This window comes from Apibacter muscae, from assembly GCF_007845635.1.
In the GTDB taxonomy this organism is placed as follows: Bacteria; Bacteroidota; Bacteroidia; order Flavobacteriales; family Weeksellaceae; genus Apibacter; species Apibacter muscae.
In genome coordinates, this window is sequence record NZ_SELG01000032.1 from 117,700 (window position 1) to 139,796 (window position 22,097).

At 31.5% G+C, this 22,097-nt stretch carries 15 protein-coding genes; 8 read left to right on the forward strand and 7 right to left on the reverse strand.

Features of this window, described 5'->3' with window-relative positions; translation table 11 throughout:
* Positions 1 to 681, forward strand: coding sequence for an SIR2 family NAD-dependent protein deacylase (locus ETU08_RS05645; protein WP_146262050.1), 681 nt, complete (start codon positions 1 to 3; stop codon positions 679 to 681).
* A gap of 74 nt (positions 682 to 755) precedes the next feature.
* On the opposite strand, the gene ETU08_RS05650 is transcribed toward ETU08_RS05645, so the two are convergent.
* Complete coding sequence (locus ETU08_RS05650; RefSeq protein ID WP_146262051.1) at positions 756 to 1,133, reverse strand: methylglyoxal synthase; 378 nt, start codon at positions 1,131 to 1,133, stop codon at positions 756 to 758.
* A 132-nt stretch (positions 1,134 to 1,265) separates the two neighbouring features.
* Between ETU08_RS05650 and ETU08_RS05655 the strand changes: the two genes are divergently transcribed.
* The 6 genes from ETU08_RS05655 to ETU08_RS05680 all read left to right on the forward strand — a co-directional run bounded on the left by ETU08_RS05655 (position 1,266) and on the right by ETU08_RS05680 (position 8,819).
* Positions 1,266 to 2,441 (forward strand): GlmU family protein, encoded by a 1,176-nt coding sequence (locus ETU08_RS05655; RefSeq protein WP_146262052.1) that lies wholly within the window; start codon positions 1,266 to 1,268, stop codon positions 2,439 to 2,441.
* Positions 2,442 to 2,565: 124 nt separating this feature from the next.
* Positions 2,566 to 3,597: a PLP-dependent cysteine synthase family protein gene (locus ETU08_RS05660; RefSeq protein WP_146262053.1), complete on the forward strand. Its 1,032-nt coding sequence runs from the start codon at positions 2,566 to 2,568 to the stop codon at positions 3,595 to 3,597.
* Positions 3,598 to 3,610: 13 nt separating this feature from the next.
* The gene (locus tag ETU08_RS05665; protein ID WP_146262054.1) at positions 3,611 to 4,861 is read left to right on the forward strand and encodes a cysteate-C-fatty acyltransferase; all 1,251 of its coding nucleotides are present in this window, start codon (positions 3,611 to 3,613) and stop codon (positions 4,859 to 4,861) included.
* Positions 4,862 to 4,985: 124 nt separating this feature from the next.
* Complete coding sequence (locus ETU08_RS05670) at positions 4,986 to 6,056, forward strand: TerC family protein (RefSeq protein WP_146262055.1); 1,071 nt, start codon at positions 4,986 to 4,988, stop codon at positions 6,054 to 6,056.
* Positions 6,057 to 6,068: 12 nt separating this feature from the next.
* Positions 6,069 to 7,040 (forward strand): deoxyhypusine synthase family protein, encoded by a 972-nt coding sequence (locus tag ETU08_RS05675; protein WP_146262056.1) that lies wholly within the window; start codon positions 6,069 to 6,071, stop codon positions 7,038 to 7,040.
* A 444-nt stretch (positions 7,041 to 7,484) separates the two neighbouring features.
* A complete protein-coding gene (locus tag ETU08_RS05680) occupies positions 7,485 to 8,819 on the forward strand; it encodes an NADP-specific glutamate dehydrogenase (RefSeq protein WP_146262057.1) in 1,335 nt (444 codons plus the stop codon).
* 65 nt (positions 8,820 to 8,884) lie between these two features.
* Here ETU08_RS05680 and ETU08_RS05685 read toward each other — a convergent pair whose 3' ends face one another.
* The 5 genes from ETU08_RS05685 to metH form a co-directional block, all read right to left on the reverse strand.
* Positions 8,885 to 11,845 (reverse strand): PEP/pyruvate-binding domain-containing protein, encoded by a 2,961-nt coding sequence (locus ETU08_RS05685; protein ID WP_146262058.1) that lies wholly within the window; start codon positions 11,843 to 11,845, stop codon positions 8,885 to 8,887.
* Between the two features lie 257 nt (positions 11,846 to 12,102).
* Positions 12,103 to 14,778 (reverse strand): magnesium-translocating P-type ATPase, encoded by a 2,676-nt coding sequence (mgtA, locus tag ETU08_RS05690; protein WP_146262059.1) that lies wholly within the window; start codon positions 14,776 to 14,778, stop codon positions 12,103 to 12,105.
* Between the two features lie 28 nt (positions 14,779 to 14,806).
* Entirely contained in the window at positions 14,807 to 15,523 is a 717-nt protein-coding gene (locus ETU08_RS05695; RefSeq protein WP_146262060.1) for an MgtC/SapB family protein, read from the reverse strand.
* A gap of 347 nt (positions 15,524 to 15,870) precedes the next feature.
* The gene (locus ETU08_RS12110; RefSeq protein ID WP_146262061.1) at positions 15,871 to 16,266 is read right to left on the reverse strand and encodes a YbaN family protein; all 396 of its coding nucleotides are present in this window, start codon (positions 16,264 to 16,266) and stop codon (positions 15,871 to 15,873) included.
* A 116-nt stretch (positions 16,267 to 16,382) separates the two neighbouring features.
* Complete coding sequence (gene metH, locus ETU08_RS05705; protein WP_146262062.1) at positions 16,383 to 19,046, reverse strand: methionine synthase; 2,664 nt, start codon at positions 19,044 to 19,046, stop codon at positions 16,383 to 16,385.
* Positions 19,047 to 19,149: 103 nt separating this feature from the next.
* Between metH and ETU08_RS05710 the strand changes: the two genes are divergently transcribed.
* The gene (locus ETU08_RS05710) at positions 19,150 to 20,457 is read left to right on the forward strand and encodes a M48 family metallopeptidase (protein ID WP_146262063.1); all 1,308 of its coding nucleotides are present in this window, start codon (positions 19,150 to 19,152) and stop codon (positions 20,455 to 20,457) included.
* Positions 20,458 to 20,483: 26 nt separating this feature from the next.
* On the opposite strand, the gene ETU08_RS05715 is transcribed toward ETU08_RS05710, so the two are convergent.
* Positions 20,484 to 22,097 (reverse strand): hypothetical protein, encoded by a 1,614-nt coding sequence (locus ETU08_RS05715; RefSeq protein ID WP_146262064.1) that lies wholly within the window; start codon positions 22,095 to 22,097, stop codon positions 20,484 to 20,486.

A 22,097-nucleotide genomic window follows, 5' to 3' on the forward strand; every position in this document is an offset into this window, starting at 1 on the left:
ATGAAATCTAAATTAGTTGTTCTTACTGGAGCTGGAATGAGTGCAGAAAGCGGTTTAAGCACATTTAGAGATTCCAACGGTTTATGGAACAATTATAAGGTGGAAGATGTAGCCTCCATCGAAGGCTGGTATAGAAATCCTGACTTAGTTCAGGATTTTTATAATAAGCGAAGAGCTGAATTAAAAAATCATAAACCCAATCAAGGACATTTTTTATTACAAGAATTAGAAAAAAATTTTGAAGTCACAATTATCACTCAAAATGTAGATAATTTTCATGAACGGGCAGGTTCCTCAAATATCATTCACCTACATGGTGAATTAACTAAAATAAGAAGCGTACAAGATGAAAATTTAATTTATGAGACTTCCGAAGATATTTTAATGGGTGATCTTGCAGAAGATGGAGCACAACTTCGACCACACATTGTTTGGTTCGGCGAAAGCGTCCCTTTAATGGAAACCGCTATAAAAATTACACAGGAAGCCCATATATTTTTGATTATAGGAACCTCACTTCAAGTTTATCCTGCTGCCTCATTAATTGAATATGCACCCAAAAATTGTAAAATTATTGTAATCGACCCTAAACCCATCGATCAATTATGGAACAAAGAAATAATCTATATAAATAAAGGTGCTTCAGAAGGATTAGAATATTTTAAACAAAACTATCTATAACCTAACTTTTAAAGTTATTTTATAAACTCCCAAACTTAATGAGCATAAATTGAGAGTTTTTTGATTATGAAATTTTATTTTTTTACAATCCCTAAGGAATTTATCAAAATTTCTGCAGTGGCTCTATTGGTTGCTAATGGTACATTATGAACATCACACAACCTTAAAAGCATATTAACATCAGGCTCATGCGGATGCTTACCCAACGGATCTCTAAAAAAAATCACCATTTGAGTAAAACCATCTACCACCCGGGCAGCAATTTGAGCATCGCCCCCTAGAGGCCCGGACTTAAATTTTTGAACTTTTAACCCTGCACTTTCAACAAAAGTACCTGTGGTTCCCGTTGCTATTAAATGTACATTGTGTTGTTGTAAAACTTCTAAATGAGACATTAAAAAGGCAACCATATCTGCTTTTCTACCATCATGAGCTATAATTGCTATTTCCATATTTTAGTTTTTATTCAAAGGTAAATAATTCCTAATATAAATGCAGAATTTACAATCCCTTAGTTTTTATATTTTTCTTAATAAATATCATTCGTTGCAAATGATTATATTTGAAAGAATAAATAATCCACTATGAACGTTATTTTATTTGATGAAGAAGAGCGCAACAATTTATTACCTCTAACTTTCACAAAACCAGTAGCAGAACTTAGAATGGGAGGTTTGTCCTTTACTGAAAGATGGAAGAGAATATTAGAAACCACTAACGTATCTTTTCTCAGTGAAGAATATTTGTCCAAAAAATATCCTGCAAAAATAAAGGATCTTAACCTCTTTATTAACCCAGCCTATTTTCCTAACCAAGAACTAATTTTTAAAATTAAAAACTTGCAACAAGGAGAAGCCTTATACCAAAATGAAAAATTAATAGCTGCAAATTGTAATTACGAAGATTTCAAATTCTCTAACTGTAAAAAAAATTACATAGATGATATTAGTTTCCATATCCAATATCCTTGGGATTTATTTACTTATAATTCATTAGCTATAACATACGATTTTCAATTAATAACTCAAAACAGAAAATCCTATCCTTTATCAGAAACTGTCAGAGTCATTGGGGATACTTCAAAAATTTTTCTTGAAGAAGGAGCTGTGGCTGAACATGTAATCATAAATACGAAAGAAGGTGAAATTTATTTAGATAAAAATTCTGAAGTTATGGAAGGCTCCATGATTAGAGGAGGATTAATGCTTGGTGAAGGTTCTAAAATCAATATGGGAGCTAAGATTTATGGAGGAACAACTATTGGCCCCTACTCTAAAGTTGGCGGAGAAGTAAGTAATAGTATTTTTTCAGGATATTCTAACAAAGGACACGAAGGATTCCTTGGAAATTCTATATTAGGAGAATGGTGTAATTTAGGCGCAGACACAAATTCATCGAATATGAAAAACAACTATTCGGAAGTCAAATTTTGGAACTATCATTCCTCAAAGTTTATAGATTCTAAATTACAATTTGCGGGGTTAATTATGGGCGATCATTCAAAATCTGCAATAAATACGCAATTCAATACCGGAACTGTGGTGGGTGTATCCTCCAATATCTTTTTGCCAGGTTTCCCACCTAAGCTTATAGATTCATTTTCTTGGGGTGGTAAAAAGGATTCACCACTATTTCAATTAGAAAAAGTTTATGACGTAATGGAAAAGGTGATGTTAAGAAGAAATAAACAACCTACACAAGAAGATAAAGACATTATTAAATATCTTTATTCTAACTGTTTACAAAAGAATGCACTATAATAATTGTTCATACAACTTTACTTGAATTTTAAATTTCATAAGCTTTAATTTTTTGTAATAAAAAAAAATTATAAATTTGCCCCTTGAAATTAATTATATTCAAAAATTAATAAAATAAATTAGGATGGCTGGAACTTACAATAATGTTCTTGAGTTAATTAACAACACACCGTTAGTACGCTTGAACAAAGTAACAGAAGGGATGAAGGGAAAGTTTTTCGCTAAACTAGAATGCTATAACCCCGGACATTCAACAAAAGACAGGATTGCACTACATATCATTGAAAATGCCGAAAGAAAGGGCTTATTAAAGCCAGGCGCAACCATTGTTGAAACCACTTCTGGAAACACAGGTTTTTCTATTGCTATGGTAAGCATTGTTAAAGGATACAAGTGCATTTTAGCCGTTAGTGATAAGACTAAGCCAGAAAAGATTTCTTTTTTGAGAGCTATGGGTGCTAAGGTATATTTATGTCCTGCCAATGTACCGGCAGACGATCCTAGATCCTACTACGAAGTAGCTAAAAAAATTGCTGCTGAGACTCCTAATTCGATTTACATTAATCAATACTTTAATAAAGAAAATACAAAATCTCACTATTTAACTACTGGTCCTGAAATTTGGGAACAAACCCAAGGTAAAATCACTCATCTTATTGGGTGTACAGGAACTGGAGGAACTTTAACAGGAGCTGCTGAGTATTTAAAAGAAAAGAATCCTAATATAAAAATAATTGGGGTTGATGCAGTAGGCTCAGTTTTAAAAAAGTATTTTGAAACTGGAGAAATCGATCCTAATGAAATTAAACCTTACCAAATTGAAGGATTAGGTAAAAATTTAATTCCTGAAGCTTTAGATTTTTCTGTTATAGATAAATACGTAAAAGTATCAGATGAACCAAGTGCTTATGCTACAAGAGAAATCGCTTTAAAAGAAGCTATGATGGTAGGCTATACCAGTGGAGCAAGTCTAACTGCTACTCGAAAGATCGCTGAAGATTTTACCGATGAATCTGTAGTTGTTTTAATCTTTCCAGATCATGGATCTCGCTACATGACAAAAGTATTTAGTGATGAATGGATGCAATCTCAAGGATTTGTTAAAAGTCGATTAAACGGGTTAGAATCCCATGCCACAATAGAAACAGTACAATAATTCACATTACCAAATGGATATTTTCGATAGAATAAAAAATCACCCCGGTCCTTTAGAAAAGTATGCGGAGTATGCGGAAGGAGAATACATTTTTCCAGTATTAGAAGGAGAAATTAGCCCTCGTATGAAATTTAAAGGCAAGGAAATGATTGTCTGGAGTATCAATGACTATCTAGGCTTAGCCAATCATCCAGAAGTAAGAAAAGCAGACGCTGATGCAGGTGTAAAATATGGAATGGCTTATCCTATGGGAGCAAGGGCTATGTCTGGACAAACACCTCAACATGCTGAGTTAGAAAGACAATTGGCTGAATTTGTAAATAAAGAATCTGCCTACTTATTGAATTTCGGATATCAAGGTATGTTATCAATTATTGATACACTCGTATCAAAAAACGATGTTATTGTTTATGATGTTGATAGCCACGCTTGCATTGTTGATGGGGTTCGATTACATTTTGGAAAAAGATTTACTTATCAACATAACGATATTGAAAGTTTAGAAAAAAACTTACAAAGAGCGACTAAAAACGCAGCAGAATCACACGGAGGAATTCTTGTAATTACAGAAGGTGTTTTTGGCATGAGAGGAGAACAAGGAAAATTAAAAGAAATTATAGAACTTAAGAAAAAGTATAATTTCAGATTACTTGTTGATGATGCTCATGGCTTTGGAACGTTGGGAAAAACGGGTGCTGGTGCAGGAGAAGAACAAGGTTGCCAAGACGGAATTGATGTTTATTTTTCTACTTTTGCAAAATCTATGGCAGGAATAGGTGCATTCGTAGCGGGTGATAAAGAGATTATTAAATATTTAAAATACAATTTAAGGTCACAAATATTTGCAAAATCTCTTCCAATGCCTATGGTTATGGGGGCTCTAAAACGATTAGAACTTTTAAAAACTAAGCCTGAGCTTAAAGCAAAATTGTGGTACAATGTAAATAAACTACAAGGAGGATTAAAAGATAGAGGATTTAACATTGGAAGCACAAACACTTGTGTTACTCCTGTTTATTTACAAGGAGACCCTTTAGAAGCTACATTATTAATTAAAGATTTAAGAGAATTTTATGGTATCTTTACAAGTGTTGTTGTTTATCCTGTAATTCCTAAAGGAATGATCTTGTTACGTTTAATTCCTACAGCCTCTCATTCAGATGAAGAAATTGATGCTACTTTAGCTGCTTTTGAAGCTGTTAGAGGGAAGTTAATGGATGGTACCTATAAAAAAGGTTCTGAAAATTTAGATTTAGGAATTTAATTTAAAATAATAATATAGGTTTAAGATAAATAAAAGAAAGAGCTTGGCTTAGCCAAGCTTTTTCTTTTATTTAATAGTTAAAAATAAGTAAATTTGGAATAATTAATAAAACGATACCAATACTATGGAGGATAATATGTTTAATCATCCGCTTTTAATTACCATTTTCTCAATTTCAATTCTAGTAATGCTCATTTTAGATTTGGGAATTTTAAATAAAAAAACACATTCAATTTCCAATAAAGAAGCGGCTACTTGGTCACTGGTTTGGATCTCATTGGCTATGATATTCAGTGGGGTTATATTCCTTGTATTTAAAGAAGCCGATGGTTATAAATTTGCTCTTGAAAAATTTTCCCAATTTCAATCTGCTTACTGGATTGAAAAAGCGTTATCCGTGGATAATTTATTTGTTTTTATAATGGTTTTTAGCTTTTTTAAAATCCCTAAAGAATATCAACACAAAATACTTTTTTGGGGCATAATTGGAGCGCTAATCTTCCGGGGTATATTTATATTTCTAGGAGTTGAAATGATAAACAGAACCTATTTGCCTCCATTTTCAATAGGAAACTTTCATTTTGTCTTAGATCATCATACTGAATATTCAAATACTACAAGCAATGAATTCTACAGACCTAATATTATCTTAACTATATTCGGAGTGTTTTTAATCTATGCAGGTATACATTCATGGTTTTCCAAGGAGGAGGATAATGATTCCAAAAAAGATTTAAATGAAAGTTTGGGAGCAAGAATTGTAAAAAAATTTTTTAAAGTAACTAAAGATTTTGATAAGGATAAATTTTTCACTGTTAGCAATGGGATTAAAATGGCAACCCCTTTGTTCACAGCTTTAATAATTATTGAGATTACTGATTTAATTTTTGCGGTGGATTCAATTCCTGCTATTTTTGCTATAGCACCAAACGATCCATTTATTTTATATACCTCAAATATATTTGCCATATTGGGACTACGCTCCCTTTACTTTCTTTTAGCTAATTTTATGCATATGTTTAGTAAGTTAAAGTATGGATTAGCTATCATACTGAGTTTTATTGGAATTAAAATGTTAATGGCTCCATTCATACATATTTCATCACTATCCTCTTTAGGGGTTGTAGCTGGTGTTCTGATACTTTCTGTACTTTTGTCTTTGATATTCCCTAATAAAAAAGAACAAATTCAATAAATAAAATATATCATGAGTAAACCTATTTCAGAATTTATAGAAAAATATTTTTTGCACTTTAATGCTGCCTCTTTAGTAGATGCGGCTAAAGGTTATACCGCTCATCTTAAAGACGGTGGAAAAATGATGATAACCATGGGTGGTGCTATGAGTACTGCTGAATTGGGAAAGATTTTAGCTGAAATGATACGACAAGACAAAGTTGCTATTATTTCTTGTACTGGTGCGAATCTAGAAGAAGACATAATGAACTTAGTGGCTCATTCTCACTACAAAAGAATTCCCAATTACAGAGACTTAACTCCAGAACAAGAACGGGAACTACTTGATAATCATTTAAACCGTGTAACTGACACATGTATCCCTGAAGAAGAAGCTTTTAGACGCTTGCAGCAACATATAGAAAAAATTTGGAAAGATGCTGACGCCAAGGGAGAACGTTATTTTCCCCATGAATATATGTATCAGCTACTACTTTCTGGCGTGCTTGAGCAATACTATGAAATTGATCCTAGAAATAGCTGGATGCTTGCTGCGGCAGAGAAGAATTTACCGATTGTAGTTCCAGGATGGGAAGATAGCACCATGGGGAATATTTTTACTTCTTATGTTATTAAAGAGGAAGTGAAAGCATCTACGATGAAATCTGGGATTGAATATATGGCATATTTAACTGAATGGTACAGAAATAACTCTCAAGGAAAAGGAGTTGGTTTCTTCCAAATCGGTGGAGGTATATCTGGAGATTTTCCTATTTGTGTTGTACCTATGATGTATCAAGATTTAGAATGGGAGGATGTTCCTTTCTGGAGCTACTTCTGCCAAATCTCAGACTCTACTACAAGTTATGGTTCCTATTCAGGAGCTGTACCTAATGAAAAAATTACTTGGGGCAAATTGGATGTTAATACTCCCAAATTTATTATTGAAAGTGATGCAACTATAGTTGCTCCATTAGTATTTGCATATGTATTAGATATGTAAAACAAATATTCTACTGAAATAAGGATTTTATACAAAATCCTTATTTCTTTTATAAAAATCATAAGTCATATTTATTGAAAGATCACTTGAATTTAATAAAAACTCTATAATTCATAAATAAATTTACTTAGAATAAATTACTCTACTATACTCTTCCACTTTTCCATTATATTATTTGTTTTATAACCATTTTTTAAGATTTAAAAAATTTTATTTCTTTAATCTTAGATTTATAAGTTTATATCCGAAAATATTTAATCATTAATACATCTTGAATGGATAAAAACTCTAGAATTCAGCTAAATATTTCTTTATATTAATTTATCATAATTAGAATTTTAAAGCAGTTTCTTTCTTATTATAATAAATTTATATCTGAAAATTTGATTAGTTACCATTATTTTTATACATTTATACTACAAACAATAAAAATCTATTAAGTTTATGAAAACACAACAGGTATTAGACAGCCTAAAAAGAAGATTTCCAAATGAGCCGGAATATCATCAAGCAGTGCATGAAGTTTTAGAATCTATTGAAGAGGTATACAATCAACATCCGGAATTTGAGAAATCAAATTTAATTGAAAGGCTATGCATTCCTGAACGAATTTTTACATTTAGAGTTACTTGGGTAGATGATAAGGGACAAGTACAAACAAACATGGGATATAGAGTTCAGCACAACAATGCTATTGGTCCTTACAAAGGGGGCTTACGTTTTCACTCATCTGTAAATGTATCAATACTTAAATTCTTAGCTTTTGAACAAACCTTTAAAAATGCTTTAACTACTTTACCTATGGGAGGTGGTAAAGGTGGTTCTGATTTTAATCCAAAAGGCAAGTCTAACAATGAAATTATGAGATTTTGTCAGGCCTTTGTTACGGAATTATGGAGACATATAGGTCCAGATACCGACGTACCTGCTGGTGATATAGGAGTTGGCGGTAGAGAAGTGGGTTATCTGTTTGGAATGTATAAAAAATTAGCTCGTGAATTTACAGGAACTTTTACTGGCAAAGGATTAACCTTTGGGGGCTCTTTAATACGTCCAGAAGCTACCGGTTATGGTAATGTTTACTTTTTATTAGAAATGTTAAAAACTAAAGGAATTGACATTAAAGGTAAAAAATGCTTAGTATCCGGATCTGGTAATGTTGCTCAATATACTTGTGAAAAATTAATAGAATTAGGTGCAATACCTGTAACTCTTTCAGATTCTGCAGGATATATTTATGATCCTGAGGGTATTACTACTGAGAAGTTGGAATACGTAAAAGAACTTAAAGAATTATACAGAGGTAGAATTAAAGAGTATGCTGAAAAGTATGGATGCAAATATGTAGATGGAGGAAGACCTTGGAGTGAAAAAGCAGACATAGCTTTACCTTCAGCAACTCAAAATGAGTTGAATGGAGAAGATGCAGAAATCTTAATAAAAAATGGAATCATCGCAGTATCAGAAGGCGCAAATATGCCATCTACTCCAGATGCCGTTAAAGCATTTATTGAAGCAAAAATACTATATGCCCCAGGAAAAGCAGCAAATGCAGGAGGTGTTGCTGTATCAGGTTTAGAAATGAGTCAAAACTCAGAACGTTTAAGCTGGTCTTTGGAAACGGTAGACCAAAAACTTAAAGAAATCATGCAAGACATTCATAATAATTGCGTGAAATACGGCAAAGATGCTGACGGTTTTGTTAACTATGTAAATGGAGCTAATATAGCAGGATTCATGAAAGTGGCTAGAGCTATGATGGCACAAGGTATATTATAATTCATCCATTAAATAATAACCATATTTTTTAAATAAAAAGTATGGTTATTTTATTACTTTAAAATTTAATTGCTACTTTTAAAGACAGCTCCTTGTTTTTTTCTTCCATTGGTTTTTATAACAATTGGCTTTTCAAACTTAACTACACGGAGGTAATCCGTTTCTTCAATCGAAGGTAAATGGTTTAAATATTCCTCATCAAAAGTACCTTCTCCTTCTTGAAAAGAATTTATAGTATAATAAGCTACCCCAAATGATGTGAGATTTTGAAAAAAATGTGTTCCTTGACTGGGTTCAATTCTATAGTCTTTTAAACCAGATTCTACCAATAAACGAGCATTGGTTATATAAGACCATTTAACAGGAATTCCTAACCAAGAATCACTACTCCCCCATCTTCCTGGTCCTACCAAAACATAACCTCCATCACCTTCTTTAAATTTTTTATTAATTTTTTCTATTTCATAAGCAATCATTTGATTATTAGCAGGATTAAAATCTTTAGATTTTACATAAATGATATGGTACACATCATCAATAATTCCGTTGCCTAAAGCATTGTTAGAAGTTAATAAAGTTTCTTCAACAGGAATAAGAGATAAATCTTCATTCATATCTTCTTTATTAAGAACAATAGGCCGAATTTGAAGTAAATAAAAAGTAGCTTTTTCTTTATTTTCTATATCTATTGCAAATTCAATTTCAATATCTCTACCCATTTCCTCTTTTGTTATTTTCAAAACTTTTTGTAACGTATCAATCAATGGAAATAATTCATGTTGTAGAATATTTGTAAAGGAAATAATCTTTCTACCTCCTTCATAAAACCCATCGTATATTATTTGTTCTCTTGGTTCATAAGTAGATACTATATATTTTAATGAACTATCTTTTAAAACCTCATTGACATTTAATTTAAGTAAATTGAAACTATCATTAATTGAAAAACTCTCATCAATTCCTTTCATATTTAAAGCATAAAACTGTCGCTGCGTTTCTCGTAGGGCAAAATCCAGGGTACTCATTTGCAAAATATTATGAGGATGGTAAGGGGAAAATCTAAGGGTTATTCCTCCATCTACAATATACTTACCCAAACCCATTGCAAGGTTTACAATGCCTTCTTCTGGTTTCTCATAGTCAATGGGATAAAAATTTAATGAACGGGTTACCCCAGATATGGCTGGGTAAAATCTCTCCTCATAGCTTCTTCCTACCACTTCCTGTATAACAATGCCCATTTTTTCTTCATCAATAACATTATGCGTAGCTTCCATGTATGCTTTACTGTCTCTAAAAAATACTGATGCATATACTGATTTAATTGCATCTTTCAACCAGCTCAGCATTTGTAGTTTATTTTCAATACATGGAATCATATAGGTAGAATAAATTCCTGCAAAAGGTTGGTAATAGGAATCTTCTAATAAACTGGAAGAACGAATGGCTAAGGGTGATTTAATTGTATGGAATAATGAAATAAAGTCTTCATCTAATCTTTCAGGAAAGTTTCCTTTTAAAAAAGCATTTAAAATTTCATGATCTTCTGCATCGGATAAAGCTATTGAGTACAAATGGTTCTCTTCCATAAACTCATCGAAAATATCTGTACACAACACGATAGTTTTTGGTATAGTTACTGGAAAGTTATTGTGTTGATTTAGTTCTGGATGTGTTTTGATTATATTTCCTAAAAAAGCTAAACCTCTACCCTTTCCTCCCAATGATCCTTCTCCTATTCTTGCATATTCAGAATATTCATCAAAACGATCTTTTTCAAACACAGCTATAACCCCTGTATTTTTCATCTTTCTATATTCGATAATTGAATCGTAAATCAACTGACGAACTTCTTGTAGGGAAATATCCTTTGCATCTATATTTTTAAGCATTTCAGCAATTGGAAATATTGCAATCGAATATAAGAATCTTGAAAAATGATTTTGAGAAACATGGTAAGCCAAAGAATCATCCGGAATAATTTTTATAACTTTTTGTAGTCCCTTCAAATTTCTAATCCTGTAAAGCTCTTTTTTTGTTTCAGGATCAATGATAATAAAATCTCCAAATCCGAATTGTTGTATTATTCTTTGTCTTAATTCATAAGAATAACTTTTAGAATTTTTATCTATAAAATCACAATTTAATTCTGTTGCATATTTTTTATTGTTAGGGTCTGATGAATTAAATATAATGGGTAGAAATTTATTTGATTCTTTAATCCATTTTGCTAAGTTGTATCCGGCTAATTTTTCCTTAACCCCGTTATGCAGATAACTCATATCTGTAATAATACCTAACAAGTTTTTTGTATATAATTTATAAATCTCACTAGCTTCTTCAAAACTTCTTGCTAATAGTATTTTGGGTCTTCCTCTCATCCTAAGCATTTGCTGGTGCTCATTCAGCGCTTCTTTTGCAAAATTTTTGGACTCATTCATAACTATTTTAAATAGTGATGGAAGAGCTGAGGAATAAAAGCGTACGGAATCTTCCACCAATAAAATTACCTGAACTCCTGCTGTTTGAACATCGTGCTCTACATTCATAGAATCTTCAATCAACTTAATAATTGCCAATAGTAGTTTGGAATTCCCTAACCAACTAAATACATAATCTACAAAGCTTAAATCCACCGCTGACAATCGTTTTGAAACTTCTTTTGAAAATGCTGTTAAAACCACTAATGGAATCTCAGAGTAGAGTTTTTTAATTTTTTCCGCCGTAGAAAACATATGAACTTCATCCATATTGGGCATGAATATCACTAACTCGTAATGATTTTCTTGCAGAAGCTCTAATGCTTCTTCTTCCGTTGAAACTTGGGTGAAACGGGGTGGATATCTAAGATTTAAAGCTGTATATTCATCAAATATTTGTTCATCTATTCTACCATCTTCTTCCAATATAAATAAATCGTATTTCGTAGCTATTAATAACACATTATAAATACGTTTATTCATTAAATTGGAGAAAGAAATATCTTTAAATTGAAAGTTCCTTAAACTTTGAGCTGCGTTTTGCATACTTTTCTTTTCTTTTTAGTGAAAATACAAAATTTAAAGACGATTTAATTAAAATTAATCGTCTTTTTGAATTGATAAATATGTGTATATTTATTTTTTAAATTAAAATCCCTGCTTACTATCCTTCAAATGAAAGGGAAAAATTATCTTTCTATGGTTTTTATGTGGACTACATTTAGATACTAAAAAATCTACGGTAAAGACTAAAAGCAGGAAAAATATTATAATACAAATCCACTTTTTAAAATAATTATTTTTCAAAGCCATTGATGAAACTTTTTAATAAATCTATTTTTTATAAACTGAGTAAGTAAACAGTAACTAAAGAGTATAGCTATTAACCAAGGAAAATAACTTAAAGGTAAGGGTTGTAGATGTATGGATTCCGCTAACGAAGTAAATGGTAATAAGATACCAATCAACATAATTAAACTTGTTAACGCAACTACTGGTGCTGTAGCCCAACTTTGTATAAAAGGTACTTTTCGCGTGCGTATCATATGTACAACTAATGTTTGTGATAAAAGCCCTTCAACAAACCAACCGGTTTGAAATAAATTTTGGTGCTCCGGCGTATTAGCTTTGAAAACAAAAAACATTACTGCAAAAGTTATATAATCAAAGAATGAACTGATAGGTCCTATATAAATCATAAAACGACTAATCCCATTTGCGTCCCATTTTTGGGGGCTTTCCATAAACTCCTGATCCATTTTATCCCAAGGGATAGAGGTTTGAGATATATCATAAAGTAAATTTTGTATTAGTAAGTGTATGGGAAGCATAGGTAAAAATGGAAGAAAGATACTAGCACCAATCATGCTAAACATATTCCCAAAATTACTACTGGTGGTCATTTTAATATATTTAATTATATTTCCAAAAGTCCTTCGACCATATACCACTCCTTTTTGAAGAACTCTAAGGTCTTTTTCTAAGAGTATAATATCTGCACTTTCTTTAGCAATATCTACAGCCGTATCCACAGAAATCCCAACATCAGCTTTACGCAATGCCGGCGCATCATTGATTCCATCTCCCATAAAGCCTACCGTAAAATTTTGTTTTTGAAGAAGAGTAACGATTCTTGATTTTTGTACAGGGTTAAGCTTAGCAAATATGCTTATATCTTTGATTTTCATTGAAAGTTCATCATCGTTTAAGAACTCAATATCTGCACCTAAAACTATGTTTTGAAAAGGTATTCCAACATCTTTACATATTTTTCTAGTTACAATTTCATTATCACCGGTTAACACTTTTACTTGGATCCCTAATTTTTGAAGTTTTTCTAAAGCTGGCTTTGCTGAAGGTTTTGCTGGATCCAAAAAACCTATAAAACCCGTGAGTATTAGGTTAGATTCATCTTCAACATTATAATCTATTTTAGGGTTGTTATATTCTTTAATAGCCACTAACAATACTCTTAAACCATCTTCGTTTAGTTTTCTTGAGGTGTTTAAAACCGTTTTTTTCATCTGAGCATCTAAGGCTACTATTGAATCTTTTTCTGCATGCATCTTAGAATTTTCACCAGGATAAAAAGCATGAGTACATAGATCTAACATTTCTTCTACGGCTCCTTTGCAAATAAGAAGTTGCTTTTTGTTTTTCTGTTCTAAAATAACACTCATTCTTCTTCTTTGAAAATCAAAAGGTATTTCATCAACTTTTATATAATCTTCTTCAACCTTTAAATAATCATGAACCTCCACATGCTCAAGAATGGCAATATCTAACAAATTTTTTAAGCCCGTTTGGTGAAAACTATTCAAATAAGCCCACTTTAAAACTTCATCATCCTCATGTCCCAAAACATTTAAATGTCGTTCTAAAAAGATTTTATCTAAGGTGAGCGTGCCTGTTTTATCTGTACACAGAATATCCATGGCACCAATGTTTTGTATTGCATTTAATTTTTTCACAATCACTTTTTGCTTACTCATACTTTTAGCTCCTTTGGCTAAGTTAGCCGTAACAATCATAGGTAGCATTTCTGGAGTTAAACCTACTGCAATAGCTACAGCAAAAAGCAAAGCTTGCAACCAATCTCCTTTGGTTAAACCATTAATTAAAAAGACTAAGGGGACCATTACAAGCATGTATCGAATTAAAAGCCAACTTACTTTATTTACTCCTCTATCAAAACTGGTTTCTCCTTTTTTGCCACTAATTGCTTTACCTATTGAACCTAAGTAGGTTTGGTTACCTGTAGTTACAACAATAGCTATGGCTGTTCCACTTACTACATTGGTACCCATAAAGCATAAATTCTCTAATTCTAGTGGAGATTTATTCTCTGCATTTACAATAACCTCATCTCTCTTTTCTAAAGGATGGGATTCACCCGTGAGTATTGCCTGACTAACAAATAAGTCTTTGGATTTAATAATCCTTAAATCTGCAGGTATCATATCTCCTGCACTTAGATGAACAATATCTCCTGGAACAATTTCTCTTATATTAACTTCTACTTTACCTTGGTTTCTTCTAAATACAGTCGCTGTAGTTTTAACCATATTTTTTAGATTTTCCGCTGCTCGATTACTATTGTATTCTTGCCAAAACCTTAATATGGAACTTATAATAATCATAGAGCCAACCACAATAATTGTTTTGAAATCTCTCTCTTCAGGAGAAACTATCCATACATCCATTATTGCTGAAATAATCACAAGTATAACTAAAACAGCTATGAAAGGATTGATGAAAGCCATGACAAACTGTTTGTACCATGAGGGTACTTTGTCCTGCTCTATTTCATTGTATCCAAATTTTTTAATCTTTTCTTCAACCGTGGGAAGGCTTAATCCTTTTTCACTACTTTCTAACATAGCATAAAATAAATTGCTAGTATTCCTGGAAACCATTTGAAGTTTCGTAGTTGAATTTATTTCAATGTTAGAATGTTTTTTAGATCTATTCGTATTCATAATGATCTATTTTATTTATACTTATAACTTATACATCAGACTGTTGTCCTACGAATTCCCAGCTAACCTTTATAACTTCTTGTTCTATAGTTAATCGGCTAACCATTTGTTCCATTAAATAATCTTGAATTCCATTGGCAGTTATATCTGCGGTAATAAGTGTGCTTTCACCATCTGAATCGTCTTTACTTGAAAGTGATCGAAGTAATAATTTTTCGTTGTTGCCTAATTGTTGAATTAATAAAACTCTTATGTGGTTTTCAATATTATTTTTACAGTGAATGAGAATCTGATACTCCGTAGTTGCTGTATGATCCTTTTGTTTAAAAGATATTTTGTTCATTTTGCTTCCTAATGGCCGTAATGTAATATGAATTATAATTACAGTTAAAGCTGTTAAGGCTGCTTGAGCATATAAGCCAATACCTGCCAATGAACCAACTGCAGCCGAACACCAAATGGTTGCAGCTGTGTTTAACCCCCTTACGGTTAAACCATCCTTCATAATAACTCCAGCACCTAAAAAACCAATTCCGCTTACAATTTGTGCAGCCACACGACTAGGATCTCCATGGCTACCACTTACAGACATAGAAATTAATATAAATGCTGCTGAGCCTACAGCTACTAACGTATTGGTTCGTAAACCGGCACTTTTCTGTTGCCATTGTCTTTCTATCCCTATAGCCATTCCTAAAACAAAAGCCAAAATTAATCGTAAAGCAAATTCAGTGATTGGTAACATTGTAATTGATTTTATTGATGAATATAAATAATTTACCGTTTTTTTCGGTACCATTTACATATAATTGGTTTTTAACTCCAACTTTTCTAGAATTTGTATAATTAAGGCAACTATCTTTAAGTAGTTTATAAATTAATAATTGCATGACTCGTTTAATTTTGTTCACCTAGGAACAAACCAAACGATATGTCCTTTAAAGTGAAATATTAATAATTTTTAAATATTTTAATTTTGGGAGATAATCATCCATTTTTCTACATGTTGATAGTGCAAAAGTATGGCATATTGCATTTTAGTACTATTAGAAAACCATTAGAAAATAATTAGAAAAGCGTAATTTCCAATTATTATTTTCTTAACAATTCCAAAAAAATAAAAGATTTATTTTTTTTTGTTTTTACATAAAAGCCAAAAAATATTACATGGCCTAGAATTACTAAGCTTAATATTGATTTTATCAATATATTTTGATATATTATCATAAATATAATCGACAAAAAACTCACAAACACTAGTAAAATCAACTTTTGCTTTAGTGTCATGGCTCTTTCTTGAACACAATCTTTTATATATTTTTTATATATTTTTGAAGATACTAACCTAGAATGAAATTTCTCTGATCCTTTTCCGTAGCAGTAGGCGGTTAATAGTAAAAATGGTGTGGTTGGAAGTATGGGTAAAAAAGCTCCTATAATTCCTAGTAATAAAGAAATAGTTCCAAATATTATCCATACAATTTTCATAACCTTTCAAATATACATAAGGAAATTTAGTTATTTTAATCTTAATGATTATAAATTCTAATATGGAAATAGTTAGTGCATATTTTTTCAAGAATTCTGGTATGTTCTTAAAATTTTTAAGCTAAGTTGGATTGTAACCAATACTTTGCATCTTCTAATTTAATTTCTTTACGATTGGCATAATCTTCCACTTGGTCCTTAGTGATCTTACCCAATCCAAAATATTTGGCTTGAGGATTGGCAAAGTAATAGCCTGAAACGGAAGAGGCGGGATACATAGCTAAACTTTCTGTAAGTATGCATCCAATTGATTCTTTTACATCCAATAATTCCCAAATCGTTATTTTTTCTAAATGATCCGGGCATGCCGGATATCCTGGAGCTGGACGAATCCCTAAATATTTTTCTTTAATAATTTCATCTTTATTTAAATTTTCATCCGATGCATAACCCCAAATTTCCGTCCTTACTTTGGCATGTAAGTATTCTGCGAGAGCTTCTGCAAATCGATCGGAAATTGCTTTTACCATAATTGCTGAGTAATCATCATTTTCTAATTCATATTTTTTTGCCAATTCTTCTGCTCCGAAGATTGTAACTGCAAAACAACCGATATAGTCTTGGATATTCTCTTTATTTTTAGGTAGAATAAAGTCTGACAAAGCAAAATTTGCTACGCCTTCTGATTTTTTTGTTTGTTGTCGTAAAGTTCGGAATGTGTTTATATGCTGTCCCTTACTATCATAGATTTCAATATCATCCTGCTCTGTTGCATTGGCAGCAAATAAACCTATGACCGCTTTAGGTTGTAATAAATTTTCGCTTATAATTTTGTCTAATAAAGCTTGCGCATCTTTATAAAGATTGGTTGCTTCTTCTCCAACAATTTTATCTGTAAGTAAATTAGGGAATTTACCTGTAATTTGCCAAGCTCTAAAAAATGGTTGCCAATCTATATACTCTTTTAATTCTGATAATGGTATTGCATCGAATACTTGTGTTCCTATTTGTTTAGGTTTATAGGGGGTAAAAGATTTCTTGTCTATTTTAAATTTGTTCTTTCGAGCTTCTGCTATGGTAAGATAATCTTTTTCTGAACTTCTGCTTAAATAGCTTTCTCTTAAATATTTGTACTCTTCTTTTATCTTAGCCTTAAAAGTTTCGTGTTGATTAGACAATAAGGAGGAAGCTACCGCCACGGATTTGGATGCATCCAATACATGGATTACCGTATGGCTGTATTTGGGCTCAATTTTAAGTGCTGTATGAATTTTGGAAGTTGTTGCTCCACCAATCATCACAGGAATAGATAGTTTTCTTTTTTCTAGCTCATCTACCACACTAATCATTTCATCCAATGAAGGTGTAATTAATCCACTAAGCCCAATTATGTCAACGTTTTCTTTAAGAGCTGTTTCAATAATTTTTTCTTTAGGAACCATTACTCCTAAATCTATAATCTCATAATTGTTACAAGCCAAAACAACTCCTACTATATTTTTACCTATATCGTGAACATCTCCTTTTACTGTTGCCATAAGTATTTTTCCATTGGTTCTACTTTCCTCTGTTTTTTCGGCTTCAATAAAAGGTTGTAAATAAGCAACTGCTTTTTTCATTACACGTGCAGTTTTCACTACTTGAGGCAAAAACATTTTTCCTGCTCCAAAAAGTTCACCTACGGTATTCATACCCTCCATCAAGGGACCTTCTATTACATCTAAAGGTCTTCGGGCTTGTAGGCGAGCTTCTTCTACATCTTGTTCAATATAATCAGCATTCCCTTTGATCAGGGCATATTCCAATCGTTTTTCAATGGAATAATTTCTCCATTCTTCTACTTTTTGTTCCTTAGCTCCTTTTTCTTGTGTAATGGTTTCTGCATATTCAATCAGATTTTCGGTTGCATCTTCACTTCTGTCAAAGAGAACATCTTCAATTTTACGTAGAAGTTCTGGTTCAATTTCTTCATAGATTTCTACTTGTGTAGGATTTACTATTCCCATATCCATACCGTATTGAATGGCATGATATAAAAAGGCAGCATTAATAGACTCTCTAACTTTATTATTCCCTCGGAATGAAAAAGACACATTACTAACTCCACCGGAAACATAGCAACCGGGTAAATTTTCTTTTACCCACTTTGTTGCCTCAAAAAAATCTAAGGCATTTCTTCTATGCTCTTGCATTCCCGTTCCTACGGGAAATATATTTAAATCAAAAATTATATCTGAAGGGTTTATATTTAATTGATGTACTAAAATATCGTATGATCTTTGTGCTATGGTCTTCCTTTTTTCCAAGTTATCGGCTTGTCCTTCTTCATCAAAAGCCATAACAATGATTGCTGCTCCATAGCGTTTAATAATTTTAGCTTTTTTTATAAATTCTTCTTCTCCTTCTTTTAAACTTATAGAATTTACGATTCCTTTTCCTTGTATGTTTTTTAACCCTGCTTCTATTACCTCCCAGTTAGAAGAATCGATGACTATAGGTACCCTAGCGATATCTGGTTCTGAAGCTATGAGTCTTAAAAAAGTGGTCATGGTTTTCACTCCATCTATCAACCCTTCATCCATACAAATATCTATTATTTGAGCCCCTCCCTCAACTTGATCTCTTGCTACCGACAAGGCTTCTTCATACCTTTCATTTTTAATAAGATTTAGAAATTTCTTAGAACCTGTTACATTGGTTCTTTCTCCTATATTTATAAAATTACTATTGGGAAGTAAAGTAAATTCTTCTAATCCGGAAAGTTTTAAGGTATTCTGCATGATATTTTCAAAGATTAACAAAGTTACAATATTTGTTTCTAACTACTTTATAGGTTTGTAGTTTAGTGCTTTTAACGTATTTTTGGGGGTTAAAACTAATGAAATGAAATTACTAAATTTACTATTTATTTTATTTACAGGCAGTTTATGGGCTCAAAATTATATTCCTATTGATACTGCAGACAGGGCTAAAAGAGATTTAGCTGCCGCTTCTTTTAAAAATTCGGGCGATGAATTCATCAAATTCGTAAAAACGAGCTATCCTAAAAAGGTTGGGAAAATAATGGCTCTAAGCTATGAAGAATTTTATAAGGATTTTGAAAAACAGATCAAAGACGGTAGTTTTGTTTACGATGTTCGTTTTTCAAGCTATATCGACAAAATTCTAAATCAATTAAAACAAGGCAACCCTAATATTCCTAAAGACTTACGTGTATTAATTTCCAAAGATCCTAGTTTAAATGCTTATTGTTTACCCAATGGAACCTTTGTTTTAAATATGGGACTTTTCTATTGGCTGGATAATGATGATGAAGTTGCCTCTGTTCTAGCACATGAATTAAGCCATAATATTCTTAAACATTCTTTGAAAAGAGGGGAAGCTATGGCTAATGATGAACTTTCTTCTAATAATAAAAATCAAATTAAAAGTATTCAAAAGCAAAAATATAATAAGAGCAGAGCTGCGCTAGAACTTTATAGAAATAAATTGTATACCAGTGGAGATCTTAGGAAAAAAAATGAATTTCAAGCAGATTCTTTGGGGCTTATCATCATGAAAAATTCTCCTTTTAATGAAGGGGCTTTTGTGGATGCTTTGGAGTTGATGGAGGAATATGATTCTATTAAACCTTCTGGATTGAAAGAAGATATATATCGAAAGATTTTTTCGCTTCCTAACCAACCGTTTAAAGATGATTGGTTGAAAAGAGAAGATTTTTCTAATTACGATTATTCATTATATAAAGAAAAAATTGATAAGGATTCTATTGCTACCCACCCGGAAATTGAGGATCGAATCAATAAATTGCGTACCTATTTTCCAGGTATGAAGGAAAATGATATAGAACTTAAACCTAGTAAAGAATTAGAAGAATTACAAAAAATTGCGAAATATGAGCAAGTTCCTTCTTTATATTTCTTTGAACAATATGGGGCAGGTATTTATATTTGCTTATACTATTTACAGAAAGATCCAGAAAATCAGTTTTATAAAGAATGGCTAGGTAAATGTTTTGAGAAAATCTACGAGGGAAGAAAAACTTATCGTTTAAATCGCTATTTAGATCGCATTGAACCCAAAGACCAATCCGAAAGTTATCAACAGTTTTTAAGTTTTATGTGGAACCTTTCCTTAGATGAAATTAAAAATATTTCTGAGTTTTATAATTCAAAAAAAGCACCTGAATAAGGTGCTTTTCTTTTTAAAGAATTATTTTAATAGTTTATTTTTTCTAACCGAAGTTCCGGCATTTTGTTTTCATCCTCAAATTCTTCATACAATAATAAATAACCATTTTTAGCAGGTAAGAAAGATATTTTGCTTCCTTCCTCTGTCTTTATAGGGAAATCTGGCAATTGTTTTATTTTTCCATCTTTATAAGAAAGGGAAGAAAGAGTATTTATTTTTCCTTCTTCATTTTTTTGTTTATAAAAGATAACTATAGTTCCATCCTCTATTTGTTTGGTAAATTCTATATCTTCTAATGGTAGTTTTTTTAGCCAACTTTCACTAACTGATATAGAAATCCCTAAATCACTAAGTTTCTTTCTAGTATTCTCTATAATTTCTTGCTGATCTTCTTTTTTAGTAAAAATTCTACTTTTAATATTCGTTTTAGTGAACTTAATTACTTTTAAATCTTTATTAAGCTCAACAAAATACAAATTGCCAAATTCAGATTTTTCAGAATTTTGATTTGTTTCTTCAAAAATAAGAATTGAATTATTATTTATTAATTTAAGATGTTCAATTAGCTTTAATTCCCATTTTTTTCCATTATTCATGACCTTATAGTCTGGAGTATAATTCATGAAGGAAGATAAATCTTTTAAATTAAAGATATCGGTCTTCACCTTTTTTCCAGTATCCAGTGAATAATATTCTTTGACAATAATTTTAAACGGATCAGGATTTATAACCCTATCGGAAAAATTTGTTTTGGAAACTTTTAATAAATTATCCTCAATATTACCATAGGTATTAAAATGGAATTGTAAATTTTTATTTAATCCATTAATAATTGAATCTTTTTTCTCCGGATCTGGTATAGATAAGGTGGTAATAGTAGATCCGTCTTTCATATTAATTAGCTTATACCGTAAGTCCAATATTTTTTTAGAAGAAGTTTCCTTTATATTTTTCTCTTCAAGTAAACCAATTTCTTCATTAACCGGAGATAACCAAAAATCAGTATATTTTTTTAGGGTCTGTTTATTTTGTTTACTATTTTTTAAGCACCAAGTTGGCTCTCCTGGTTTTAATTCCTTATAAAAACATAATGGGTAAGGCCATTTAAAATTGTTATAAAAAAAACCAGTTTGAGAGTAGGGAAATAGGCTATAATAAAAAGCATTAGAATTTTTTCCTATATCTATGGGGAAATTGGATTGGCTGTCATTGACATAAAAGGGATCTGATACTTTGTTGGTTTTTAGATCAATCAATCGCTGCCATCTGTTTCTATTTTTCATTTTATCACCATCTTCGTATACATTGAGTAATACTTGTTTATTAATATACCATCCCTCAAAATATTTTCTTGTATTAATTCCCTTATTATATTGCTCTGAAAATTCTCCGGAAAATACTTTGTTTAAATTCTTGTCTAATAAAACGTATTCATAATTATACTCTGTACGTTGGGTTCTGTCCTTATTAAAGATAAAAAAATATCCATATAGACCAAGTTCTTTTTCTGAATACGCATCTAATAAAGGGGTGTAGTAAACCAGCTTACCCTCCGATAGTTTTGCTAATTTAGCAGTCTGTGCCCAGGTAGTTGAATATATAAACAGGCAAAGTAAATAGAAATATAGTTTTCTTTTCAT

Bases quoted from the DNA above. Each gene is read 5' to 3' on its own strand.
- ETU08_RS05645 (WP_146262050.1), top strand. From the start codon at position 1: ATGAAATCTAAATTAGTTGTTCTTACTGGAGCTGGAATGAGTGCAGAA.
- ETU08_RS05650 (WP_146262051.1), bottom strand. From the start codon at position 1,133: ATGGAAATAGCAATTATAGCTCATGATGGTAGAAAAGCAGATATGGTT.
- ETU08_RS05655 (WP_146262052.1), top strand. From the start codon at position 1,266: ATGAACGTTATTTTATTTGATGAAGAAGAGCGCAACAATTTATTACCT.
- ETU08_RS05660 (WP_146262053.1), top strand. From the start codon at position 2,566: ATGGCTGGAACTTACAATAATGTTCTTGAGTTAATTAACAACACACCG.
- ETU08_RS05665 (WP_146262054.1), top strand. From the start codon at position 3,611: ATGGATATTTTCGATAGAATAAAAAATCACCCCGGTCCTTTAGAAAAG.
- ETU08_RS05670 (WP_146262055.1), top strand. From the start codon at position 4,986: ATGGAGGATAATATGTTTAATCATCCGCTTTTAATTACCATTTTCTCA.
- ETU08_RS05675 (WP_146262056.1), top strand. From the start codon at position 6,069: ATGAGTAAACCTATTTCAGAATTTATAGAAAAATATTTTTTGCACTTT.
- ETU08_RS05680 (WP_146262057.1), top strand. From the start codon at position 7,485: ATGAAAACACAACAGGTATTAGACAGCCTAAAAAGAAGATTTCCAAAT.
- ETU08_RS05685 (WP_146262058.1), bottom strand. From the start codon at position 11,845: ATGCAAAACGCAGCTCAAAGTTTAAGGAACTTTCAATTTAAAGATATT.
- mgtA (WP_146262059.1), bottom strand. From the start codon at position 14,778: ATGAATACGAATAGATCTAAAAAACATTCTAACATTGAAATAAATTCA.
- ETU08_RS05695 (WP_146262060.1), bottom strand. From the start codon at position 15,523: ATGTTACCAATCACTGAATTTGCTTTACGATTAATTTTGGCTTTTGTT.
- ETU08_RS12110 (WP_146262061.1), bottom strand. From the start codon at position 16,266: ATGAAAATTGTATGGATAATATTTGGAACTATTTCTTTATTACTAGGA.
- metH (WP_146262062.1), bottom strand. From the start codon at position 19,046: ATGCAGAATACCTTAAAACTTTCCGGATTAGAAGAATTTACTTTACTT.
- ETU08_RS05710 (WP_146262063.1), top strand. From the start codon at position 19,150: ATGAAATTACTAAATTTACTATTTATTTTATTTACAGGCAGTTTATGG.
- ETU08_RS05715 (WP_146262064.1), bottom strand. From the start codon at position 22,097: ATGAAAAGAAAACTATATTTCTATTTACTTTGCCTGTTTATATATTCA.